The organism is Alicyclobacillus sp. CIJ1, assembly GCF_057538885.1.
Window position 1 is genome coordinate 204,686 of sequence record NZ_BAAJPH010000067.1, and the last position, 18,184, is coordinate 222,869.

Here is an 18,184-nt window from a genome sequence, read left to right on the forward strand (position 1 = left end):
TTCGCGTATGTGGGGGCTCGAATATGCCTGTTGGTCGAAGTACCACGCTTTGGACAACAGCTAGCTTTGCAGGAACATTGGTCGCAAATTTCCTCGGGGGGGTACTTGTAAGCCGAGTTCTCGGCCCGCATTCCAAGGGCGAATTCTTTAACATACTAATGTGGTATAATATAATGGTCTGGTTTTTCAATTTTAGTTTCTATCAAGCAACTGTCTACACGATCAAGAACGAGAAGGAAGGCGATCACGCCGACGTAGTTTGCACATCGGTGGCGCTTTCTGCATTTGCTGGTGTTCTAGCACTCCTAGCGTCGGTGATATTTCTGATTCCATATCTGGATGGTTTTGTTCCTAAATGGGAGTTATACTGGTTGTTTAGTTCTATACCACTATCAACAGTTTTTCAAGTTGCTTCTGGCACGCTCAACGCAAACATGATGTTTGGCTTAACAAATCTCGTACGGGTGTTGCAGCCGAGCGCACTGTTCGCTTCTTATGCGGTCTTAGATTTACTCGATCAATTCAAAATAGAAACCGCGCTCGCCGCATATACCTCTTTTCTTTACCTGTTTAATTTTTTGGTCATTGGTGCCGCAATCAAGGGGCATCTAACGCGAGGACGATTTAGAAAGGTGCTTGCGCGTGAGGTCACCTTATACGGTTTAAAGGCGCATGGCGCCACCATATCAGACGTCGTGAGCGGCAACATAACTCCTATTGTACTCTCAATCACAATGCCGTTGCAGAATCTCGGATACTTCTCTACGGCTCAAAGCGTCTCGAGCGTGGTGGGAATTATACCGCAGGCGATCAGTACAACCCTGTTAGCTCGCTCAGCTGGGTTGTTGTCTGAAGAGGCGCATGCCACGTTTTTGACTAGCTGGAAAACCGCGTTGATAGCGACAACGTTGCTAGCGTTGGTTGGAAGTGTAAGCTGCCCGTGGGTGATTCCGCTAACATTCGGGCATGCATATGTAGGTGCGATAACTCCTTCGGTAATCTTGTTTGGTGTTACTATCCTTGCTGGGCAAGCAAATGTGCTTAGAACATCTCTTGGTGCACGGGGATTGGCTCTGATCGGAAGCTTGAGTGAAGGAGCGGCTCTTCTGGTGACAATGGGTTCGTCTCTGGCCTTAACACGCGTTCTTGGTGTGGCCGGAGCGGCATGCTCCTTGATGTTGGGCTCTGTCTGCAGGCTCACGATACTATTAGTGGCCTACGCGAAAAAGGTTCATCGGTTAACCGTCCGTTCCTTAGTTCCTCAGTGGGCAGATGTACTCGGTACGGTGTGCGTCTTAATCAACTTGGCTCGTAGACTGAAAGAAAAAGCTGTACCTTACCATGCGTAGGACTAACATGAGGTCTCAAAGGGTGGCCAGAACGGTCTTGGGTGCGGATGCAAGCGTGTGGTTGAGACGGGGGTAGAAGGATGTGCAGCCTGCTCTGCACTACGCGCTTCGGGAAGGGCGCCAATTCAGCAAGCATTACGACGGGGCCGTCATCACTTTGCTCAGTGTGAAAGTCAGCACTAATCGCATGACTATAGGAGCGGGCTCAGAGCTCATACGTGGTTAGCACACGTGGCGGGTTCGCTGGAAATATACAACGGTTGAATATAGAGCTGTTCCCCAGCCACTCGAACGTGCAACTATAGACCAAGGGATATGTTCTACAATGTGCTGAGCCAACCCGCCATGGTTTGCGACGACAGTGTTAATGAAGTGCTAATGTGGGGTGAAAAACTGCAATGAACACAGGGGCTATCCGAATATATGCTTGGCCTCGTTCGCTTATGGGAAATCCGTATCCCGATCTGTTTTACGAAGCAGTAAGCAGCCAAAAGGAAATTGAGGTTTTACCATTGCGGTGGCGAGCCCGAAGCATATGTAGGGCGATTGTCGATACGACAAGGCCCAAATGGATACACTTTCACTGGGTTGGCGGAATCCATACGCGCTCTCGGCTGATTCTGATAATGTATTGGCTCGCAATCGTGTCTGGCTTTGCTCTGTTGAAGGCGGGTGGAGCAAAAATTGTATGGACAGTACACAATGTTTGGCCGCACGATTCCAGGTATCCGACTATCGACAGATTAGGATATAAGGTTCTTTTAAAACACATAGTCGATAAGGTTGTGGCGCATTCGAGATACACCATTTCGGCTCTTCGGACCGAGTACGGTTGGGACGGCGACGCTCTCGTTGTGCCTCACGGACATTATATAGACGCGTATCCCCGGCTACGGTCTATAGATCCTCCTGGTTCACCTGCGCAGCGTACGATCTCTACGAGAACAATCTTGTTCTTTGGCACACTGGCTCCGTACAAGGGCCTGGACGATTTGATTAGGGCGTTTAAGATGGTGAGGAGAGAACAGAACGTCAGATTGATGATTGTCGGGCGGGGTGAAGAGGTATACGTGAGCTCGCTCCGGGAGTTGGTGAAGGGCTGCGAGGACATAGTAATTAGAAACGAGTTCGTTCCCGACGACATGATTTATGATCTATTCAGTACATCTGATGTCGTTGTCTTGCCTTACAAAGATATTACGACATCAGGCTCTCTAGTACTCGCATTTTCAGCCGCGCGTGCTGTTGTGGCACCGGCAATCGGGTCAATCCCCGAGTATGTTGATGCGACTTGCGGCGTGCTTTACACCGCAGGGGACGCATTGGGACTTGCACGAGCGCTTTCGTCGGTGGTGACCTTAGACCTATTTCGCATGGGGAAGGAAGCTCGATCGAGAGCAGAATCCTGGAGTTGGGGGTGGATAGCATGCGAGTTCGTGGACTACCTGAAGTCACACTCTGAACCTGCGAGCATGAACAGGGGGTGTGCAAGCGTCACCGGCCGCGATCAACAGGGCTCAGAGTCCCGCTAGGTCCGTTTGAGTGCGTTCTAGCAATTAATTAATCACCAATTTAGGCACGTCTACCTACCGGTTTAGTAGGGTTTCAGTAGCGTCACAGTTATCCCATACATACCTGTGATTAAACTGGTGAAGAGAGGTTTACCTCAGTGAGGAAACTTGGATCGATAGGACTTCGGCCAATCAACTTCGATGGGAGAACCCTCCTCTTGTATGTGTTGATTGCTTTCATTGTCGGGGTCGCATGCACAGGCCAGCAGGCGTTGGAGATCGAGGTAGGGATTGTTGCAATACTGGCTGTGTTGATGATCTACATGTTCGCACCCGTCGTATTCGTAGGCCTGTGTACAGTTGCTTCGTTTTACGGGGCTAAGCTGCCTTCTGTCCCGCAACTTATAGATACGCCGGTAAAAATCGCCGAGCTGTTTATTATAGCTTTTGGGATCTTAAGTACTCCATACATTTTATTTAGAACAAAGAATAAAAAAAGTATATGGCTTATTATGTTGTCTACCGTTGTTTCCCTTGGGTTCACCCAGCTCCACATTGCTATGTCTACTCACAGTAACGTGTTGGATGAGGACGCAATGGATGGTTTTGAGTCTGTCGTTGCATTTTTCTTTATGCTACTGTACGTAATCGTTAAGTTTAGGTCCAAACATCGCGCGCAACAGCTACTTCGTGTACTTCCTTGGGTACTTACAATTGGTATAACAATTCATTTAATGAATCCTGGAAGTTTGAACAAAAATACATTTGGCTTTCTTTTGGATTTGGTAGTTCCTTTTGGATTATCGTCTGTTGCACGAAAGGGTACGCCAGCCTCATGGTGGTTCGCGTTCGGCCTCTCATGTATTGCTATCGCTGTCGATAACAGTCGTGGTGCGATCATCGGTGTCGGGACGGCTCTGGGACTCTACGCTATCATGACAAAGTACCATTCTAGGAAGACAATCTTTTATTATGTATTACTCCCTTTTGTATTGCTGCTCAGTATGCCTTTCATCCCGTACTCAGTTGTAGTTCGGATTAAGCACATCCTAGATATGCAACTGATGCCTCAGGAGTCGCGGCTAGCTCTGTGGAGAGGGGCGATACCTATATTTGAGCATCACGCTTTGCTTGGTATCGGCTATTATAATTTCGGATATTATTATCAAGGTATTTACTACCAATATCACTTTCAACATCCTCAAAACATGTACCTAAACGTCCTCGTGAGTACCGGGCTGCTTGGGTCAAGTGTATTCATATTCACCGTTATTTACATCGCTATACACGTTGTCAGAAGCATGAAAGAGTCGGAACGTGGCGTCGTATGGCTCCCGGTTGGTGTGTTTCTTTCCTCGGCAGCAATATTCGTTCATGGATTCGTCGACTCTCCGTTACTATACGGCCAGATACTGTTAGTTCTGGGAGTGATGATTGGGTTGGCTATGAACGCGCGAGAACTGGAGATCGACGGTGTTCACGCAATACAACCCTCGTTTAAAAGTTTGAGGGGTCGACTTGTGAAGGGCTCGATGCAGCCACGAGTCTAGGTTTTTGCGTTGTGTTGCATCCAAGCTGGTAAATTGTCCCGTCCTCTCATCTAGGGTCTAAGGTTGCAGCGTTTGGGGGCTGTGAACGCAACATTTACGCGGTAGTGGCCCATGTCGCGCATACTGTTGGTTGCGACCGAGCAGTGATTCGTGGTGTAGGGTGAGTTGCTGTAGTATTTTCTAGACGAGCCTTTTGCGGAATCACGAGCCCTTGTTCGGCAAGGGTTTTTCGAGCACAAAGAAGGACTTCAGCCCAACTTGAGAAAAAGAAAATGGTATCCATCAAATTTAAGGTGTCAAACTTCTCAACTTCGCGGCATATGGACCCAGATCGAGCGCGGAGAAAAAAAAGCTCACGTCGCTCCGAAGGGGCAATTTCCACCCATTCGTCAAAGGGAAAGGGTCAAGCCTATCTCTCGCGAAGCCATCTTGTGCGGATTTCTCGCGGCACCTCTTCAAGGTATCCCGACCTTGCACAACGGGATACAGAATGACGCATTGGGGCGCAGAGAGCGGCTGGCTCAAGTTTCGTTGTCGCCACGCGACAGGCGAGGTGGATTGTCCGCTTGGCATGGCTGCCTGTTCCGCGTCGAATTACGGTATGGTCTTGAAGAAGAACATCAATAGAGGACGTCCGTGGATACGCGAATCCACATCGCGGCTCTCGCACATGGAAGATGCTTTATGATGAAAGGACCGCTGTAGAGCGCTCTTTGCACGGCTGAAGAGTGGCTGACGCTTGACGGCGTCATGTGCGGGGTATCGAGGAGGTCACACATCGACGTCAGTGTAGAGTTGGAACCTGCTCTGGCGATGCACCGGACGAATCGTATCGAGCAGGTGGCTTAACCTGATGGGACCCATAGGAGCCAGTGCCCACTTTCCTTTGGGGCAATGTTTGGCCGATTGCTCACGGGAAGGGCCAAAGAGTGTGAGGTCAATTTTACGGGTGTTGGGAGTGGTACCGTTGCCATATTCGTTTAAAAGGGTTATACGAGACGTTATACTAGACATTAAGGTTTCAAAGACCAATGCATTAATGGCTCTATTATCAAATAGAGGGGTTCATGCACTCTTGTTTTATCGCATAGCGCATTGGTTCTGGAAAAAAGGTGTTCCGTTTGTGCCCATGATTCTTACTCGTATCATCCAAACAATCTACTCAATCGATATAGATTGGCGGGCTGAGTTGGAAGGCGGAATCGCAATATTTCATGGGATAGGGCTCGTAATAGGTCCTTGGGTTAAGGTGGGGCGCGGGACAATACTGTATCATGGGGTGACCTTAGGGCGCTCCGACCCACGCATACCGGGGGAACTCGACGGTCTTCCTGTGGTAGGAAGAAATGTGCTGATTGGAGCCGGGGCAAAGCTGTTGGGCAAGATAACGATAGGATCCAACGCGACTATTGGCGCAAACGCCGTGGTTATCAATGATGTTCCGGAGGGAGCCATCGCCGTCGGCGTCCCTGCGATCGCGCGAACGCCAGACGGAACCGATAACTCGTAGGTGATGAGGGGCGTCTAGGCGCCTTCATCGCGGCTTGGGCCTTTATTATACCGACCGACCAGCATACAAGCCACCGCGAGAGTACTATGGTGTGAGGGACATGGCGCGACCCTCACACCCCCACCATCTCCCGCGCGCTCGCGCCCTCGTTCGATCCGGCCAGCGCCTGCGCCACGCGGTTCACCTCTTGCACCATGCGGCCGAACTCCTCGTAGTCGATGGTCTGCGCCGCGTCGGACATCGCCTGGTCCGGCACCGGGTGAATCTCGACGATGACGCCGTCCGCCCCAGCCGCCACGCCGGCGCGGGCCATGGGCCGCACAAACGCGCGCTTGCCGACGCCATGGGACGGATCGACGAGCACGGGCAGGTGAGAGAGCGACTTGACCACCGGGATGGCGTTCAAATCGAGCGTGTTGCGCGTGGCCGTCTCGTACGTGCGGATGCCGCGCTCGCACAAAATCACGTTCGGGTTGCCCTGCGCAAGGATGTACTCGGCCGCCATCAGCCACTCTTCAATCGTCGCCGAGAGGCCGCGCTTCAGGAGCACGGGCTTGCCGGATCGCCCGGCTTCGCGCAGGAGCGGATAGTTCTGCATGTTGCGCGCGCCAATCTGCAGGATGTCCACGTATTCCGCGACGAGATCGACGAGACCAGGCTCCATGACCTCGGAGACAATGGGCAGGCCGGTCATCTCGCGCGCCGCGGCCATCATCTTCAGGCCCTCTTCGCCGTGGCCCTGGAACGAGTACGGGCTGGACCGCGGCTTGAAGGCGCCGCCGCGCAGCACGTGCCCGCCGAGGCGCTTCACGGCCTTCGCGACATCGACGATGTTCTCAAGCGACTCCACCGAGCACGGCCCGGCCATGATGGTCACGCCGCCCGCGCCGATGCGGTGGCCGCGGACCTCGACGACGGTGTCATCCGGCTTGTACTCGCGGCTCGCAAGGGCGTACGGCCGCGACACTTCGCGCACTTCGGTGACGCCAACCACCCGCGCCACGCGCTCGGCGAGACCCGGCTCCTTCGCCGCGAGCACGCTCACGCCTGCGCCTGCCGGGTAGAGGGCGCGAACCCACGCGCCCAGGCCCGCCTTCTCCAACGCCTGCTTCAAATCCACCTTCCCGTGGCGAATCACCATCATCTCCGCTCGCTCCCTTCCGAGGCCCGCTTGGCCTTGTCGATCACGTCGCGCGCAATGACCATCTTCTGAATCTCCGACGTGCCTTCCTCGAACCGCTGCATCCTGGCGTCCCGGTAAATCCGCTCAATTTCGCTCGACTTAAAGTACCCCGGCCCGCCGTGGATCTGCAGCGCCTTGTCCGTCACGCGCTGCAGCATCTCCGTGGCGAACATCTTCGCCATCGCCGCCTCCACGGTGATGGGATGGCCTTCGTCGAACCGCCGCGCCGCGTGGAGGACGAGCTGGCGCGCCGCCTCGATGTCCGTCGCCATCTCCGCGAGCCACATCTGGATGATCTGGCGCTTGGCGAGCGGCTGGCCGAAGGTGACGCGCCGGAGGGCGTGCTGGGCCGCGAGCTCAAGCGCTCGCTCCGCCGCGCCGACGCAGGTCATGCCAATGGCGGTGCGGGACGGATCGAGAAACCCGCGGAACGCCACCTCGAGGCCGTCGCCCTCCTCGCCGAGCCGGTTGGCGACGGGGACGCGGCAGTCGCGCAGGCGAAGGTGCCCGTGCGCCGTGCCCGCGATGCCCATGGCCGGCGCCATGAATTCAATCGTGAGGCCCGGCGCGTCGCGCGGGACGAGGAGCGCGAGGGTCCCTTCGCCGCCCGACGTCCCCTCGAGCCGGCAGAAGAGCAAAAAGTAGTCCGCCACGTCGCTGAAGATGATCATCCACTTCTCGCCGTTCAGGACGTACGCGTCGCCCTCGCGCCGGGCCGTCGTCTTGAGGTCCGCGCCGGAGCCCGAATTCGGCTCCGTCAGCGTGAAGGTCACGCGGATGTCGCCTGCGACAAACGGCTTCACAAACCGCTCCACCTGATCCGGCGTCGCCTTCTGCGCGAGCGATCGCCACAGGCTGTTCGCCACATGCACGATGACCCGGATGGAACCGTGCGTGTGCGCGAAGCGGCGCAAGAGATCCAAATAATCCGTGAAGCTGAGCCCGTGCCCGCCGAGATGGGGCGGGGCGGCGAGCCGCAGGTAGCCGGCGTCGCGAAGCTCTCGCCACAAGGCTTCGGGCACCGTGCCCGTGGCTTCAATCTGCTCGGACCAAGCCCTGGCCGGGCCCGCCACGTAAGCGTCGACGTCCTTCCGCCACTCGTCCAGCGTCCGCATCATGGCCACCTTCCTCCGTCAGCCCGTCTTCTCGGCGCGCTCGCGCTCCAGCTTCCGCTGGATGTCCTGGCGCAGCACGTACTTCTGGATCTTGCCGCTCGCCGTCCGCGGCATCTCGTCGATGATCTCGAGCCGCTCCGGCCAGTAGATCTTCGCCATGCCGCGCTCGCCGAGGAAATCCGTGATGTCGCACAGTTCCAGCCGCTTGGCGCCCGGTTTCAGCACCACGTAGGCGCAGGCGCGCTCGCCGAGCCGCTCGTCCGGCATGGCCACCACGGCCGCGTCGGCGATGTCCGGGTGCTGGTACAGGAGGTCTTCAATCTCCACCACCGGGATCTTCTCGCCGCCGCGGTTCACCACGTCCTTCTTCCGCCCCGTGATGCGCAGATACCCGTCCTCGTCGATCACGGCGAGATCGCCCGTGTCAAAAAAGCCGTCCGGCGTCATGGCCGCCTCGTACCACTCGCGGTGGTGGAGGTAGGTGACGAACATGGCGGGCGTCTTCACCTGGAAGTTGCCTTCGGTGCCGGGCGGGAGCTCGCGGCCCTCTTCGTCCACTACGCGGATCTGCATGCCGTCGAGCACGCGCCCGTCTGTGCCCCACAGCTTCTCCGGCGGATCCGACGGCCGGCCGACGGTGACGAGGCACGATTCGGTGGACCCCCATGCGCCGACGACGGCGCACTGAAGCTTTTCGCGCGCCTCCTGCGCGAGCTGGCGCGGGATGGCGGCGCCGGTGGCGATGAAGAGCCGAAGCCCCTTAGGCGGCCTGTCCGCGCGGGTGATGTCCGAGAGAAACGGCATGGCGGCCTGGACGAACGTCGCGCCGTGCTCCTCGATGGCCGCGCGCGCCTTGTCCACGTCCCAGATGGCGTGATAAATTCCCGGGGCCCCAATATAGAAGGAAACGAGCATTCCGTAGAGAAATCCTGTCTGGTGAGCGGTCGGGGAGGGCACCCAGATCCGGTCCTTCGACGTGAGCCCGAGCGTGCGCGTGTGGATGAGAAGCGCCTCGGAAAGCGTCCGGTGCGTGTGCAGCACGCCCTTCGGTTCGCCGGTGGTGCCGGATGTGTATAGAAGCTGCGAGTGGCTGTCCGGCCCAGGACGTCTCGCCGAAAGCGCCTCCTTCGCCGCCTCGGCGTCTGCCTCGGAAGCGAGGAGTCCGCCGAGATCGGACGAAAGCGGGGCGTACGGGGCCATCGGCAGGATGAGCGCGTGTTCGACGCGCGGCGCTTCCTTCAGGACGCTCTCGACCAACGGCCGGTAGTCGAAGCGGCGGAACGCGTCCGGCGCGATGAAGACGCGGCTCTCGGACGAGTTCAGGATGAAGGCCACCTCGCGCTCGCGAAGCTGGGGTAGGATGGGGCACGGCGTGGCGCCCACCTTCCAGATGGCGAGCGTCAGCGCCACAAACGGCCATCCGCTCGGAAGCTGATACGCCACGGCCTCGCCGGGCTTGACGTCGAGCTGAAGCAGGCGAGCCGCGATGCGCGCCGCAAGCCGGTCGAGCTCCGCGTAGGTGAGCATGACGGGCTCGTCGCCGGAGAGATCGATGACGGCCATCTGCTCCGGATGGTCGCGCAGGGTGGTTTCGAACTGATCCAAGAACAAAGGAGCGCTCACGGGCGCCGCCCCTTTCCGCACAAAATTCGTACCTGGTGATAAGCATTCTATCACCGCTCGGTCGACGGATTCAATACCAGGTGTTAATATCAGCTTATAAGACCAGGTGCGAAAACATGCGTGCCGCGCGGGACGTGCGCGGCCGGGACGAGGTGACATCATGCCAGAGAGATGGATGAAACGGCGCTATGAAGCGCTGGCCCAGCCGGGGAAGATTGGTTCACTGGAGCTTCCGCACCGCATTCTCATGGGCTCCATGCACATGGGCCTCGAGCACGACGACGACGAGATGATGGCGCGCCTGTGCGCCTTTTACCGCGAGCGCGCGCTGGGGGGCGCGGCGCTCATCATCACGGGCGGCGCGTGCGTGCTGCCGGAGGGCGGCGGCCACATGTTTGTGCTCACGAACCCGCGCCACGTGGAACGGCTGGCGCAACTGCCGAAGGCCGTGCACGAGGTGGGCGGCCGCATCGCGCTTCAGCTCTACCACGCGGGCAGGTATGCGTTTTCGGAGGAGATTGGCCAGCAGGCGGTGGCGCCAAGCCCGCTTCCGTCTCGGCTCACGCGCGAGACGCCCCGCGAGATGACCTTGGAGGACATCCGCCGTACCATCGAGGGCTATGCGAACGCGGCGCGGACCGCGAAGGAGATAGGCTTTGACGCCATCGAGATCATGGGGTCGGAAGGCTATCTCCTCAACCAGTTCTTGTCGCCCCTCACGAACCACCGCAACGACGAGTACGGCGGCGACTTCGAGCGCCGCATGCGGCTGCCCCTCGAAGTGGTGGAGGCGGTGCGCCGCGCCGTGGGGCCTGCGTACCCCATCATCTTCCGCATGTCCGGGCTCGACTGCATGCCTGGCAGCACCACGCCGGAGGAGACCCTCCAATTCGCGCAGGCGCTCGAGCGGGCGGGGGTGGACGCGCTCAACGTCGGCATCGGCTGGCACGAGGCCGCCGTGCCCACGGTGCAGCAGGTGGTGCCGCGCGGTGGGTTTGCCGGCGTCGCCGCGTTTGTGCGCCAGCACGTCACCGTGCCCGTGCTCGCCGCCAATCGCCTGAACGTGCCTGAGGTGGCCAACGAGCTTGTGGCGGACGGCTTCCTCGACTTCATCGCGCCTGCGCGCCCGTGGCTCGCGGACGCCGAGTTCGCAAAGAAGATCCTCGAGGGCGATCGCGACGGCCTGAACGTGTGCATCGCCTGCAACCAGTCCTGCCTGGACCACACGCTCGTGAAGCCGTACCGCGTCGTGAGCTGCCTCGTCAACCCGCGCGCGGGCTACGAGGCGCTCCGCCCGCGCGTCAAGGCACCGGTCAAGCGGCGCGTGGCGGTGGTCGGTGGCGGGCCGGCGGGGCTCGAGGCGGCGCGCGCGGCCGCGGAGCGCGGGCACGAGGTCACGCTGTTCGAGCGGGACAAGGAGCTCGGCGGGCAGTTCCGCCTCGCCTCGCGCATCCCGGGCAAGGACGAGTTTTTGGAGACGATTCGGTATTATGAGGTCATGCTTGAACGCCTGGGCGTGACTGTTACAATGCAGACAGAGCCGAGCCTGGACCAGCTCGCCGAGTTTGACGACGTGATCGTCGCGGTGGGCGTGAAGCCGAAGGCGCCGGGCATCCCAGGCGAGGATCTGCCGCACGTGGTGTCGTACCAGGATCTGCTCATGGGCCGCGTGCAGCCGGGCCGGAACATCGTCATCCTCGGCGCGGGCGGCATCGGCTGTGACGTCGCCGTGTTCCTCGGCACCAGGCGGCGCATGACACCCGAGGCGCTGGCGTTCTTCGAGGAGCAGGGGCTGCCGGTGCCAGAGCCCATTGAGCGCACCATCACCATGCTCGCGCGAAGCGACCGCATCGGCCGCGGCATCGGCCGCAGCACGCGCTGGGTGGTTCGCCAGGAGATGCAGCGGCTCGGCGTGAACGTCGTGTCGAACGTGGCGATGCTCGAAATCACGCAAGACGGCGTGCGAATTGCGCGCGAGGGCCGCGAGGAAGTGGTCCCCGCGGATCAGGTGGTGCTCTGCACGGGGCAACTGTCCCAGGACACGTCCTGGGCGGAGAAGCTCCCGCCGCGCGTGCGCGTGCACGTGGTCGGCGGCGCGCGGGACAGCCGCGACATCAACGCGGCGCGCGCCATTCGCGAGGCCTGGACGGCCGCGTACGAGATTGGATGAGCCGGGGAGGCGACACGTTTGTTACTGGAAGGAAAGCGGGCATTCATCACCGGATCGAGCCGCGGCATCGGCCGCGCCATCGCCATTCAGATGGCCAAGCACGGCGCGGACGTGGTGGTCCACTACCGGCGCCAGCCGGAGGAGGCCGAGGCCACCGCGCAGGCGATTCGAGACCTCGGCCGCCGGGCGATGGTCGTCAAGGCGGAGCTCGAGAGCCAGGACGAGCTGAACCAGGCGTTTGACCAGATTGAGCGCGAGTTCGGCGATCTCGACATCTTCGTCGCGAACGCCGCCGCGTCGGCGTTCAAGCCCATCGAGCAGCTGAAGGACTACCACCTCGACCGGACGTACCGCGTGGTGATTCACAGCACCGTGTTCGCGGCGCAGCGCGTCATCCCCATGATGGAGCGGCGCGGCGGCGGCCGGATCATCACCATGTCGAGCATGGGCAGCACCTTCACGCTGCCCAATTACGCCACGCTCGGCACGGCGAAGGCGGCGCTTGAGGCGCTCACCCGCTACCTCGCCCGCGAGGCCGCGCCGAAGAACATCACGGTGAACGCCATCAACCCAGGCGTCGTCGACACGGAATCCGCCCGCTTCTACGGGGCGGATCACTACGACGCCTACCGCCGCGACGTCGAGGCGCACACGCCGCTCGGCCGCCTCGCGTCGCCAGAAGAGGTGGCCGACGTCGCCGTCTTCCTCGCGAGCGATCTCAGCCGCTTCGTCACCGGCCAGGTCATCTGGGTGGATGGCGGCCTGACGCTTCTCACAGGCGGATTTGAAAGCTTTTGAATCCCTGGAGACTCCATGCGCAAAGGAGATGTGACATGGCAACGTTGAGCAGAGAGGAAATCGAGGCGCGCGTGCGCAAAGTCGTTGCGAACCAGCTGCAGGTGAGCGAGTCCGAGGTGAAGCCGGACAGCCTGTTTGTGGACGATCTCGGCGCGGACTCTCTCGACCTCACCGAGCTCGCCGTCGCGTTTGAGGACGAGTTCGACCTCGAGATCCCCGAGGCGGACTTCGGCCAGCTGTCGACGGTGGCGGGCGTGGTCGATTATATCGAGCGCCGCCTGTCCGCGTGACGGCAGCGCGCAAAGCTGAGGCGGCGCAAACTCCCCGAAGTGGAGGCGTGGCGATGTTTGACTTTCCGGGCCGCACGCTGACGGAAGAGCGTGCCAAGCTGTACTTCGAAAAGGGGTATTGGACGAACGAGTCGTTTGTCGACGTCCTGTTCGAGGACGTGAAGAAGTATCCGAACTTTGTCCACCGCGACGAGACGCGCGAGGCGACGTACGAGAAGCTGTGGAGCGAGGTGGAGTCCGTGGCCGCCCACCTCTACCGAATGGGCGTGCGCAAGGGGGACACCGTCGCGCTGCAGTTGCCCAACGTGCTCGACTACGTCGTGGCCGTGTTCGCCTGCGCGCGCATCGGCGCGATTGGCGTGTCGCTGCAGATCGATCTCGGCCGCCAGGCCATCGTCTCGAGCATGCGCACGTCGCGGGCCAAGGTGTGGATCATCGCGGACTATTTCCGCGGCGAGTCGCTGTACGACATGGCCGTGAGCCTGAAGCCGGAGTTGCCGGATCTCACGCACATCGTCGTCCAAGGCGATCCGGAGCGCGCCCCCGAAGGCGCCACGACCTTCGCCAGCCTGCGCGAGGCCGGGGACAAGCTCGGCGAGGCGGAGCTTGAGGCCAACAAGCCCGGCCCGCTCGACGCCTTCTTGATGGTGTTCACCTCGGGCACCACAGGATCGCCGAAGGGCGTGGTGCACCTGCACGCGAACTACCTCTGGGCGGCCCGGGCGTATGCGAAAAACTTCGGCTATCAGCCGGGGGAGGCCGTGTTGTGCCTCGCGCCCATCTGCCACCAGACGGGCATGCTCGCGGGCGTCATGATGACCGTCGCGAGTGGCGGGCGGATCATGCTCTTGGATCGGTTCTCCGCCGCGCGCGTGATCGACTGGATTGAAAAATACAAGCCGACGTACCTCGTGGGCGCGCCGCCGCACGTCATCCACGTGGCCAACGCGCCCAACCTGAAGCAGGCGGACACCTCGAGCGTGAAGCTGTTCATCTACGCCGGGGCGCCCGTGCCGAAGGCCGTGCTCGAGCAGCTCCAGCGCGACAGCGGCATCAAGGTGGGCTGCATGTTTGGCTGGTCCGAGGGCTTTCTCGCCACCGCCACGCGGCCGGACGATCCGCTCGAGGCGCTCTCCTCCACCGTCGGCTTTGTCATCCCGGGCACGGAGGTCCGGCTCGTGGACGAGGAGGGCCACGACGTCAAGCCGGGCGAGCCTGGGGAGATGTGGGCGCGCGGCCCGAACTTCAGCGCGGGCTACTACCACAACCCGGAGGCCGCGCACCGGCAGTGGGACGAGGAAGGCTGGTTCCACTCGGGGGACATCCTGCGCCAGGACGAGAACGGCCGCTACATCTTCATCGCCCGGGCGGACGACATCATCAACCGGGGCGGCACGAAGATCGACCCGAAGACCGTCGAGGACGCCATCTCGAAGCACGAGGCGGTGCAGAACGTCGCCGTGGTCGGCGCGCCGGATCCGACGCTCGGCCAGATGACGGTGGCCTGCGTCATCCTCAAGGAGGGCGCGAAGCCGTTCACGCTGCGCGAACTGCGCGATTTTCTCGCCGAGCAGGGACTCGCGAAGTTCCAGTTCCCCGACAGGCTGGAATTCATGACGGAGTTCCCGCAGACGCACTCCGGCAAGATCAAGAAGAAGGATCTGCGCGAGCGGTTTCGGCTCGAGGCCGAGGGCCAAGGAGCCCACGCGTGAGGGGTGGGGCGCCCGCCACTAGGCGCGGGTGCCCCACTTGATTCGATGAGTACGGATTGCGCTTGGGAGGATCTTGCATGGACATCTTGAATCCGTCGGCGCGGGACGCCATCGCGCCGTCGTTCCCATCGTATGACGCCGATCTCGTCGCGCGCGCGAACGAGATCCGCAACCGGGTCATTCAGTTTCGCGAGGAGGAAGGCGCCGAGTGGGGCGCGCAAATCGAGCGCGACGAACGCATTCCCGAGGCGCTCTGGGCGCGCATCCGCGAGCTCGGCTTCCACAAGCTGACGCAGCCCAAGTGGGTCGGCGGCGAGGGGCTTCCGCTCGGCCTCTACTTCCCCATCCTCGAAGAGGTCGCGCACATGCACGGCACCATCCGCATGATGGTGCACGCGTACAACAGCATCTGGCGCACGGTGGGGCAGGGCACGCGCGAGCAGCAGGAATACTGGCTGAAGAGGCTCGTGAACGAGGGCGCGCTCGTCGCGTTTGCGCTCACCGAACCCGACAACGGCACGGGCATCGATCTGCGCACCATCGCGACGTATGAGAACGGCAAATTCGTGCTGAACGGCCGCAAGCACCTCATCACGTTCGCCGAGGAGGCGGCCGTGATCGCCGTCATCGCGAAGATGGAGGGCGGCGCGGGCCGCACGGGCCTCACGGCGTTCCTCGTGCCGCAGGGCCGCAAGGGCATGAAGCTCACGCCCATGCCGCACATGATGGGCGACAAGGGCTGCTCGCACGCCGTGATCGAGTTCGAGAACTGCGAAGTCGGCGAGGACGAGGTGCTCGGCGAAATCGGCGAAGGGTTTGGCGTCGCGGTGCGCGGATTTTTGGATCAGAGCCGCGCGTGCATCGCGCAGAGCGCCGTGGGGCTCGCGCAGGAGGCGCTGGACCGCGCGCTCGATCACGTCCGGCGCCGCACGACGTTCGGCAAGGCGCTCGCGAGCCGGCAGGCCGTGCAGATGCGGCTGGCGGAGATGCAGATTGCGATTCAGGGCGCAAGGCTTCTCTGCCTCGACGCGGCCTACAAGTACGACCAAGGTCGCGACATCTCGCTCGAAGCCGCGATCGCGAAGGCGAACGCCATCCGCATGGTGGGCGAGGTGACGGACGGGGCGCTGTCGCTCTACGGGGGCATCGGCTACGCGGTGACAAGCCCTGTCGAGCGGCTGTACCGCGACGCGAGATCGCTCTGGTTCGAGGAGGGCACGCTTGAGATGCAGAAGATGACCATCGCGGAGGCGCTCTTGGCCGAGGCGCGCCGGCGCGAGCGGGCGCAGAAGAGGGCTGAGTGACATGCTCGCGCTCGTGTTTGACCCGGAAGGCGGCCTGCGCGTCGCGGAGGTGCCGACGCCACAGCCTGGGCCTGGCGAGGTCCTCATCCGCGTCGAGGCGTGCGGCATCTGCGGCAGTGACCGGCAACTCGTCCGCGGCGAGGGCGCGCCGTTGGGGACGTCGTATCCCGTCGTGTTGGGCCATGAAATTGCGGGCCGCGTGGAGGCGCTCGGCGAGGGCGTCTCGGGCCTCGCGCCGGGCGACGCCGTGGTGGTGCACCCATTTGTGCCGTGCGGCCAGTGCGCGGCGTGCGCGAGGGGCGAGGAGCATCTGTGTCCGCATCAGGGCGTCATTGGCTTCACGCGGCCAGGCGGCGACGCCGAGTACGTGGCGGTGCCGGCGCAAAACGCGATTCGCCGCCCGGACGGGCTCGATCCGGCCGAAGCGGCCATCCTGGTCGACGCGTACGCGACGCCGTATCGGGCCATGGTGTCGGCGGGGGTGGCCGAGGAAGAGGCGGTGCTCGTCATCGGCACGGGCGGGCTGGGGCTCGCGGCGGTGCAAATCGCCAAGGCCCTGGGCGTGCCGCAGGTGGCCGTGTTGAGCCGGCGAGAGGACGCGGGGGCGCTCGCGCTCGTCTCGGGCGCGGACGAGTTCGTGACGCTCGCAGGCGATCCGCGCCAGGCCGCGCGCAGGCTGCGGCGCATGGCGAAGGGCGGGGTGGGACTGGCGCTTGACACGTCCGGCTTTGCCGACGGGATAGACTTTGCTCTCGACGTCCTCCGCCCGGGTGGCAAGCTCGTGACCGTGGCGATGCCTTTGGACGAGATCCCGGTGCCGTTTGCGAAGCTCGCGCGCAAAGGCATGTCCATCATGGGCAGCTTTGGCTCGCGGCGCGCGGACGTCGAAGAACTCCTCCGGATGGCTGCGGAGGGGCGCGTTCAGCCCGACGTCGTGGTGGGGCGGCGCGTGTCGCTCGATGAGGCTCCGGACGCTCTGGGTAACCCGTTTTTTGGCCGCGACACGATTGTCTTCCATGCGCCGTGAAGGCAGGGGGGAATGGCATGCCCGTGGATGTCGCCCATGAACTGTTGGCCAAGGGATGCCTGAGCCTGTATCGGGACGTGCGGCTCTGCCTCTCCGAGCGGGCCATGGACCTGCCCGTGCGCGAGACGGCGTCGATGGATCATCTCCACACCTGGTTGCGCCGGCTCGCGGAGGCGGAGGAGGCGCCCATTCAGCTCGCCGGGGTGCGGTACGCCCTGCTGCAGGCCTTCCGGCACTTCAAGCCCTCGCTTGAGCCCGGCGAGCGCCACGCCTGGCTGGATTTCATTCTGCGCGATCCGACCAAGGCCCGCGCGCAGGCGTACGAGCTCTTGCTTGCGCACCCGAACACGGATCTCCTCACCTCGTATTATTGGCGGCACGATCGGTGGCGAATCGCCTGGTTTGAGCACGGCGGCGAGTGGTGGCAGATGATTTGGCGTCCGGAGTCGGGCGACTGCGCGTTTCGCACGCGGGCGCAGGTTCTCGCCGAGGCCCGGCGCGATGGGGCTCGGTACGATCCGCACTGGCTGCACGAGGAGCGGCTCGCGGTGCAGTTTGAGAACGGCGACGTGATTTATTATCCTTGGCTCGCGGAGGTTCAATGAAAGGGGCGCGATGTCATGCCCAATCGGCCGGACGCCAGGGTCCGCAGGTACCTGTACGCCATCGGCGTGCTTGGCGCGCTCATTGTGATTGCGAGCACGGCGTTTTACAAGACGCACTCCGCGCTCTGGTTCATCGGCTACGTCATCGGGTTCATCTGCATGCTGATGGGCGCGATGGCGGGCTATGCGGCGTTTGAGGAGCGCGTGTCGAAGGATCACCAGGATCCGAAGTGAACCGCGCGGCGCGCTGCGGCGGACGAGTCCGTGCGCGCTGTGGAGTCGGCTGCACGGATGGCGTGCGAGCGCTTTGGTGGATGAGCCCAGGTGCACTTCCGTCGGCCGCCCGGCTGGCGTGAAGGCGGAGGACGTTTTCCAGCAGCTTTCGCTCATGCGCGGAGCCCTCGCCGAGCAGATTAGCGACTGTGAATCTCGCGAGG

General features: G+C 61.6%; 15 protein-coding genes and 2 pseudogenes. 13 read left to right on the forward strand and 4 right to left on the reverse strand.

The window, feature by feature from the left end; genetic code table 11:
* The first annotated feature begins 23 nt into the window (after positions 1–23).
* From AC27E8_RS04375 to AC27E8_RS04385, 3 genes are all read left to right on the forward strand, one after another.
* A complete protein-coding gene (locus AC27E8_RS04375) occupies positions 24–1,349 on the forward strand; it encodes a lipopolysaccharide biosynthesis protein (protein WP_487098407.1) in 1,326 nt (441 codons plus the stop codon).
* Between the two features lie 950 nt (positions 1,350–2,299).
* Positions 2,300–2,881, forward strand: a complete 582-nt coding sequence (locus AC27E8_RS04380) for a glycosyltransferase (RefSeq protein ID WP_487098405.1) — start codon at positions 2,300–2,302, stop codon at positions 2,879–2,881.
* A 203-nt stretch (positions 2,882–3,084) separates the two neighbouring features.
* Positions 3,085–4,410, forward strand: a complete 1,326-nt coding sequence (locus AC27E8_RS04385) for an O-antigen ligase family protein (protein ID WP_487098433.1) — start codon at positions 3,085–3,087, stop codon at positions 4,408–4,410.
* A gap of 291 nt (positions 4,411–4,701) precedes the next feature.
* Here AC27E8_RS04385 and AC27E8_RS04390 read toward each other — a convergent pair.
* Positions 4,702–4,792, reverse strand: a pseudogene (locus AC27E8_RS04390) (transposase); the annotation flags it as partial.
* 90 nt (positions 4,793–4,882) lie between these two features.
* Here AC27E8_RS04390 and AC27E8_RS04395 point away from each other — a divergent pair.
* Positions 4,883–5,259: pseudogene (locus AC27E8_RS04395) on the forward strand (transposase); the annotation flags it as partial.
* Positions 5,260–5,377: 118 nt separating this feature from the next.
* Entirely contained in the window at positions 5,378–5,920 is a 543-nt protein-coding gene (locus AC27E8_RS04400) for a serine O-acetyltransferase (RefSeq protein ID WP_487098403.1), read from the forward strand.
* 112 nt (positions 5,921–6,032) lie between these two features.
* Here the strand turns inward: AC27E8_RS04400 and aroF are convergent, their stop codons facing one another.
* Genes aroF through AC27E8_RS04415 form a run of 3 tightly spaced genes read right to left on the reverse strand, consistent with a single transcriptional unit; the run spans position 6,033 to position 9,841 of the window.
* Positions 6,033–7,064, reverse strand: a complete 1,032-nt coding sequence (gene aroF / locus AC27E8_RS04405; RefSeq protein ID WP_487098401.1) for a 3-deoxy-7-phosphoheptulonate synthase — start codon at positions 7,062–7,064, stop codon at positions 6,033–6,035.
* Positions 7,061–8,221 (reverse strand): acyl-CoA dehydrogenase family protein, encoded by a 1,161-nt coding sequence (locus tag AC27E8_RS04410; RefSeq protein ID WP_487098399.1) that lies wholly within the window; start codon positions 8,219–8,221, stop codon positions 7,061–7,063. Before AC27E8_RS04410 ends, aroF begins: the two co-directional genes overlap by 4 nt.
* A 15-nt stretch (positions 8,222–8,236) precedes the next feature.
* Positions 8,237–9,841 (reverse strand): AMP-binding protein, encoded by a 1,605-nt coding sequence (locus AC27E8_RS04415; RefSeq protein ID WP_487098397.1) that lies wholly within the window; start codon positions 9,839–9,841, stop codon positions 8,237–8,239.
* Between the two features lie 160 nt (positions 9,842–10,001).
* On the opposite strand from AC27E8_RS04415, the gene AC27E8_RS04420 reads away from it, so the two are divergent.
* From AC27E8_RS04420 to AC27E8_RS04455, 8 genes are all read left to right on the forward strand, one after another.
* The gene (locus tag AC27E8_RS04420; protein WP_487098395.1) at positions 10,002–12,011 is read left to right on the forward strand and encodes an FAD-dependent oxidoreductase; all 2,010 of its coding nucleotides are present in this window, start codon (positions 10,002–10,004) and stop codon (positions 12,009–12,011) included.
* 18 nt (positions 12,012–12,029) lie between these two features.
* On the forward strand, positions 12,030–12,809 hold the full coding sequence (locus AC27E8_RS04425; RefSeq protein WP_367305563.1) for an SDR family NAD(P)-dependent oxidoreductase: 780 nt from the start codon (positions 12,030–12,032) through the stop codon (positions 12,807–12,809).
* A gap of 35 nt (positions 12,810–12,844) precedes the next feature.
* Positions 12,845–13,099 (forward strand): acyl carrier protein, encoded by a 255-nt coding sequence (acpP, locus tag AC27E8_RS04430; RefSeq protein ID WP_014465409.1) that lies wholly within the window; start codon positions 12,845–12,847, stop codon positions 13,097–13,099.
* A 53-nt stretch (positions 13,100–13,152) separates the two neighbouring features.
* The gene (locus tag AC27E8_RS04435) at positions 13,153–14,811 is read left to right on the forward strand and encodes a class I adenylate-forming enzyme family protein (RefSeq protein WP_487098392.1); all 1,659 of its coding nucleotides are present in this window, start codon (positions 13,153–13,155) and stop codon (positions 14,809–14,811) included.
* Positions 14,812–14,888: 77 nt separating this feature from the next.
* On the forward strand, positions 14,889–16,115 hold the full coding sequence (locus AC27E8_RS04440) for an acyl-CoA dehydrogenase family protein (RefSeq protein WP_487098390.1): 1,227 nt from the start codon (positions 14,889–14,891) through the stop codon (positions 16,113–16,115).
* Between the two features lies 1 nt (position 16,116).
* Entirely contained in the window at positions 16,117–17,142 is a 1,026-nt protein-coding gene (locus AC27E8_RS04445) for an alcohol dehydrogenase catalytic domain-containing protein (protein WP_487098388.1), read from the forward strand.
* 17 nt (positions 17,143–17,159) lie between these two features.
* On the forward strand, positions 17,160–17,747 hold the full coding sequence (locus tag AC27E8_RS04450) for a hypothetical protein (RefSeq protein WP_487098386.1): 588 nt from the start codon (positions 17,160–17,162) through the stop codon (positions 17,745–17,747).
* Between the two features lie 15 nt (positions 17,748–17,762).
* Positions 17,763–17,981: a hypothetical protein gene (locus AC27E8_RS04455; RefSeq protein ID WP_014465404.1), complete on the forward strand. Its 219-nt coding sequence runs from the start codon at positions 17,763–17,765 to the stop codon at positions 17,979–17,981.
* The last annotated feature ends 203 nt before the right edge of the window (positions 17,982–18,184 follow it).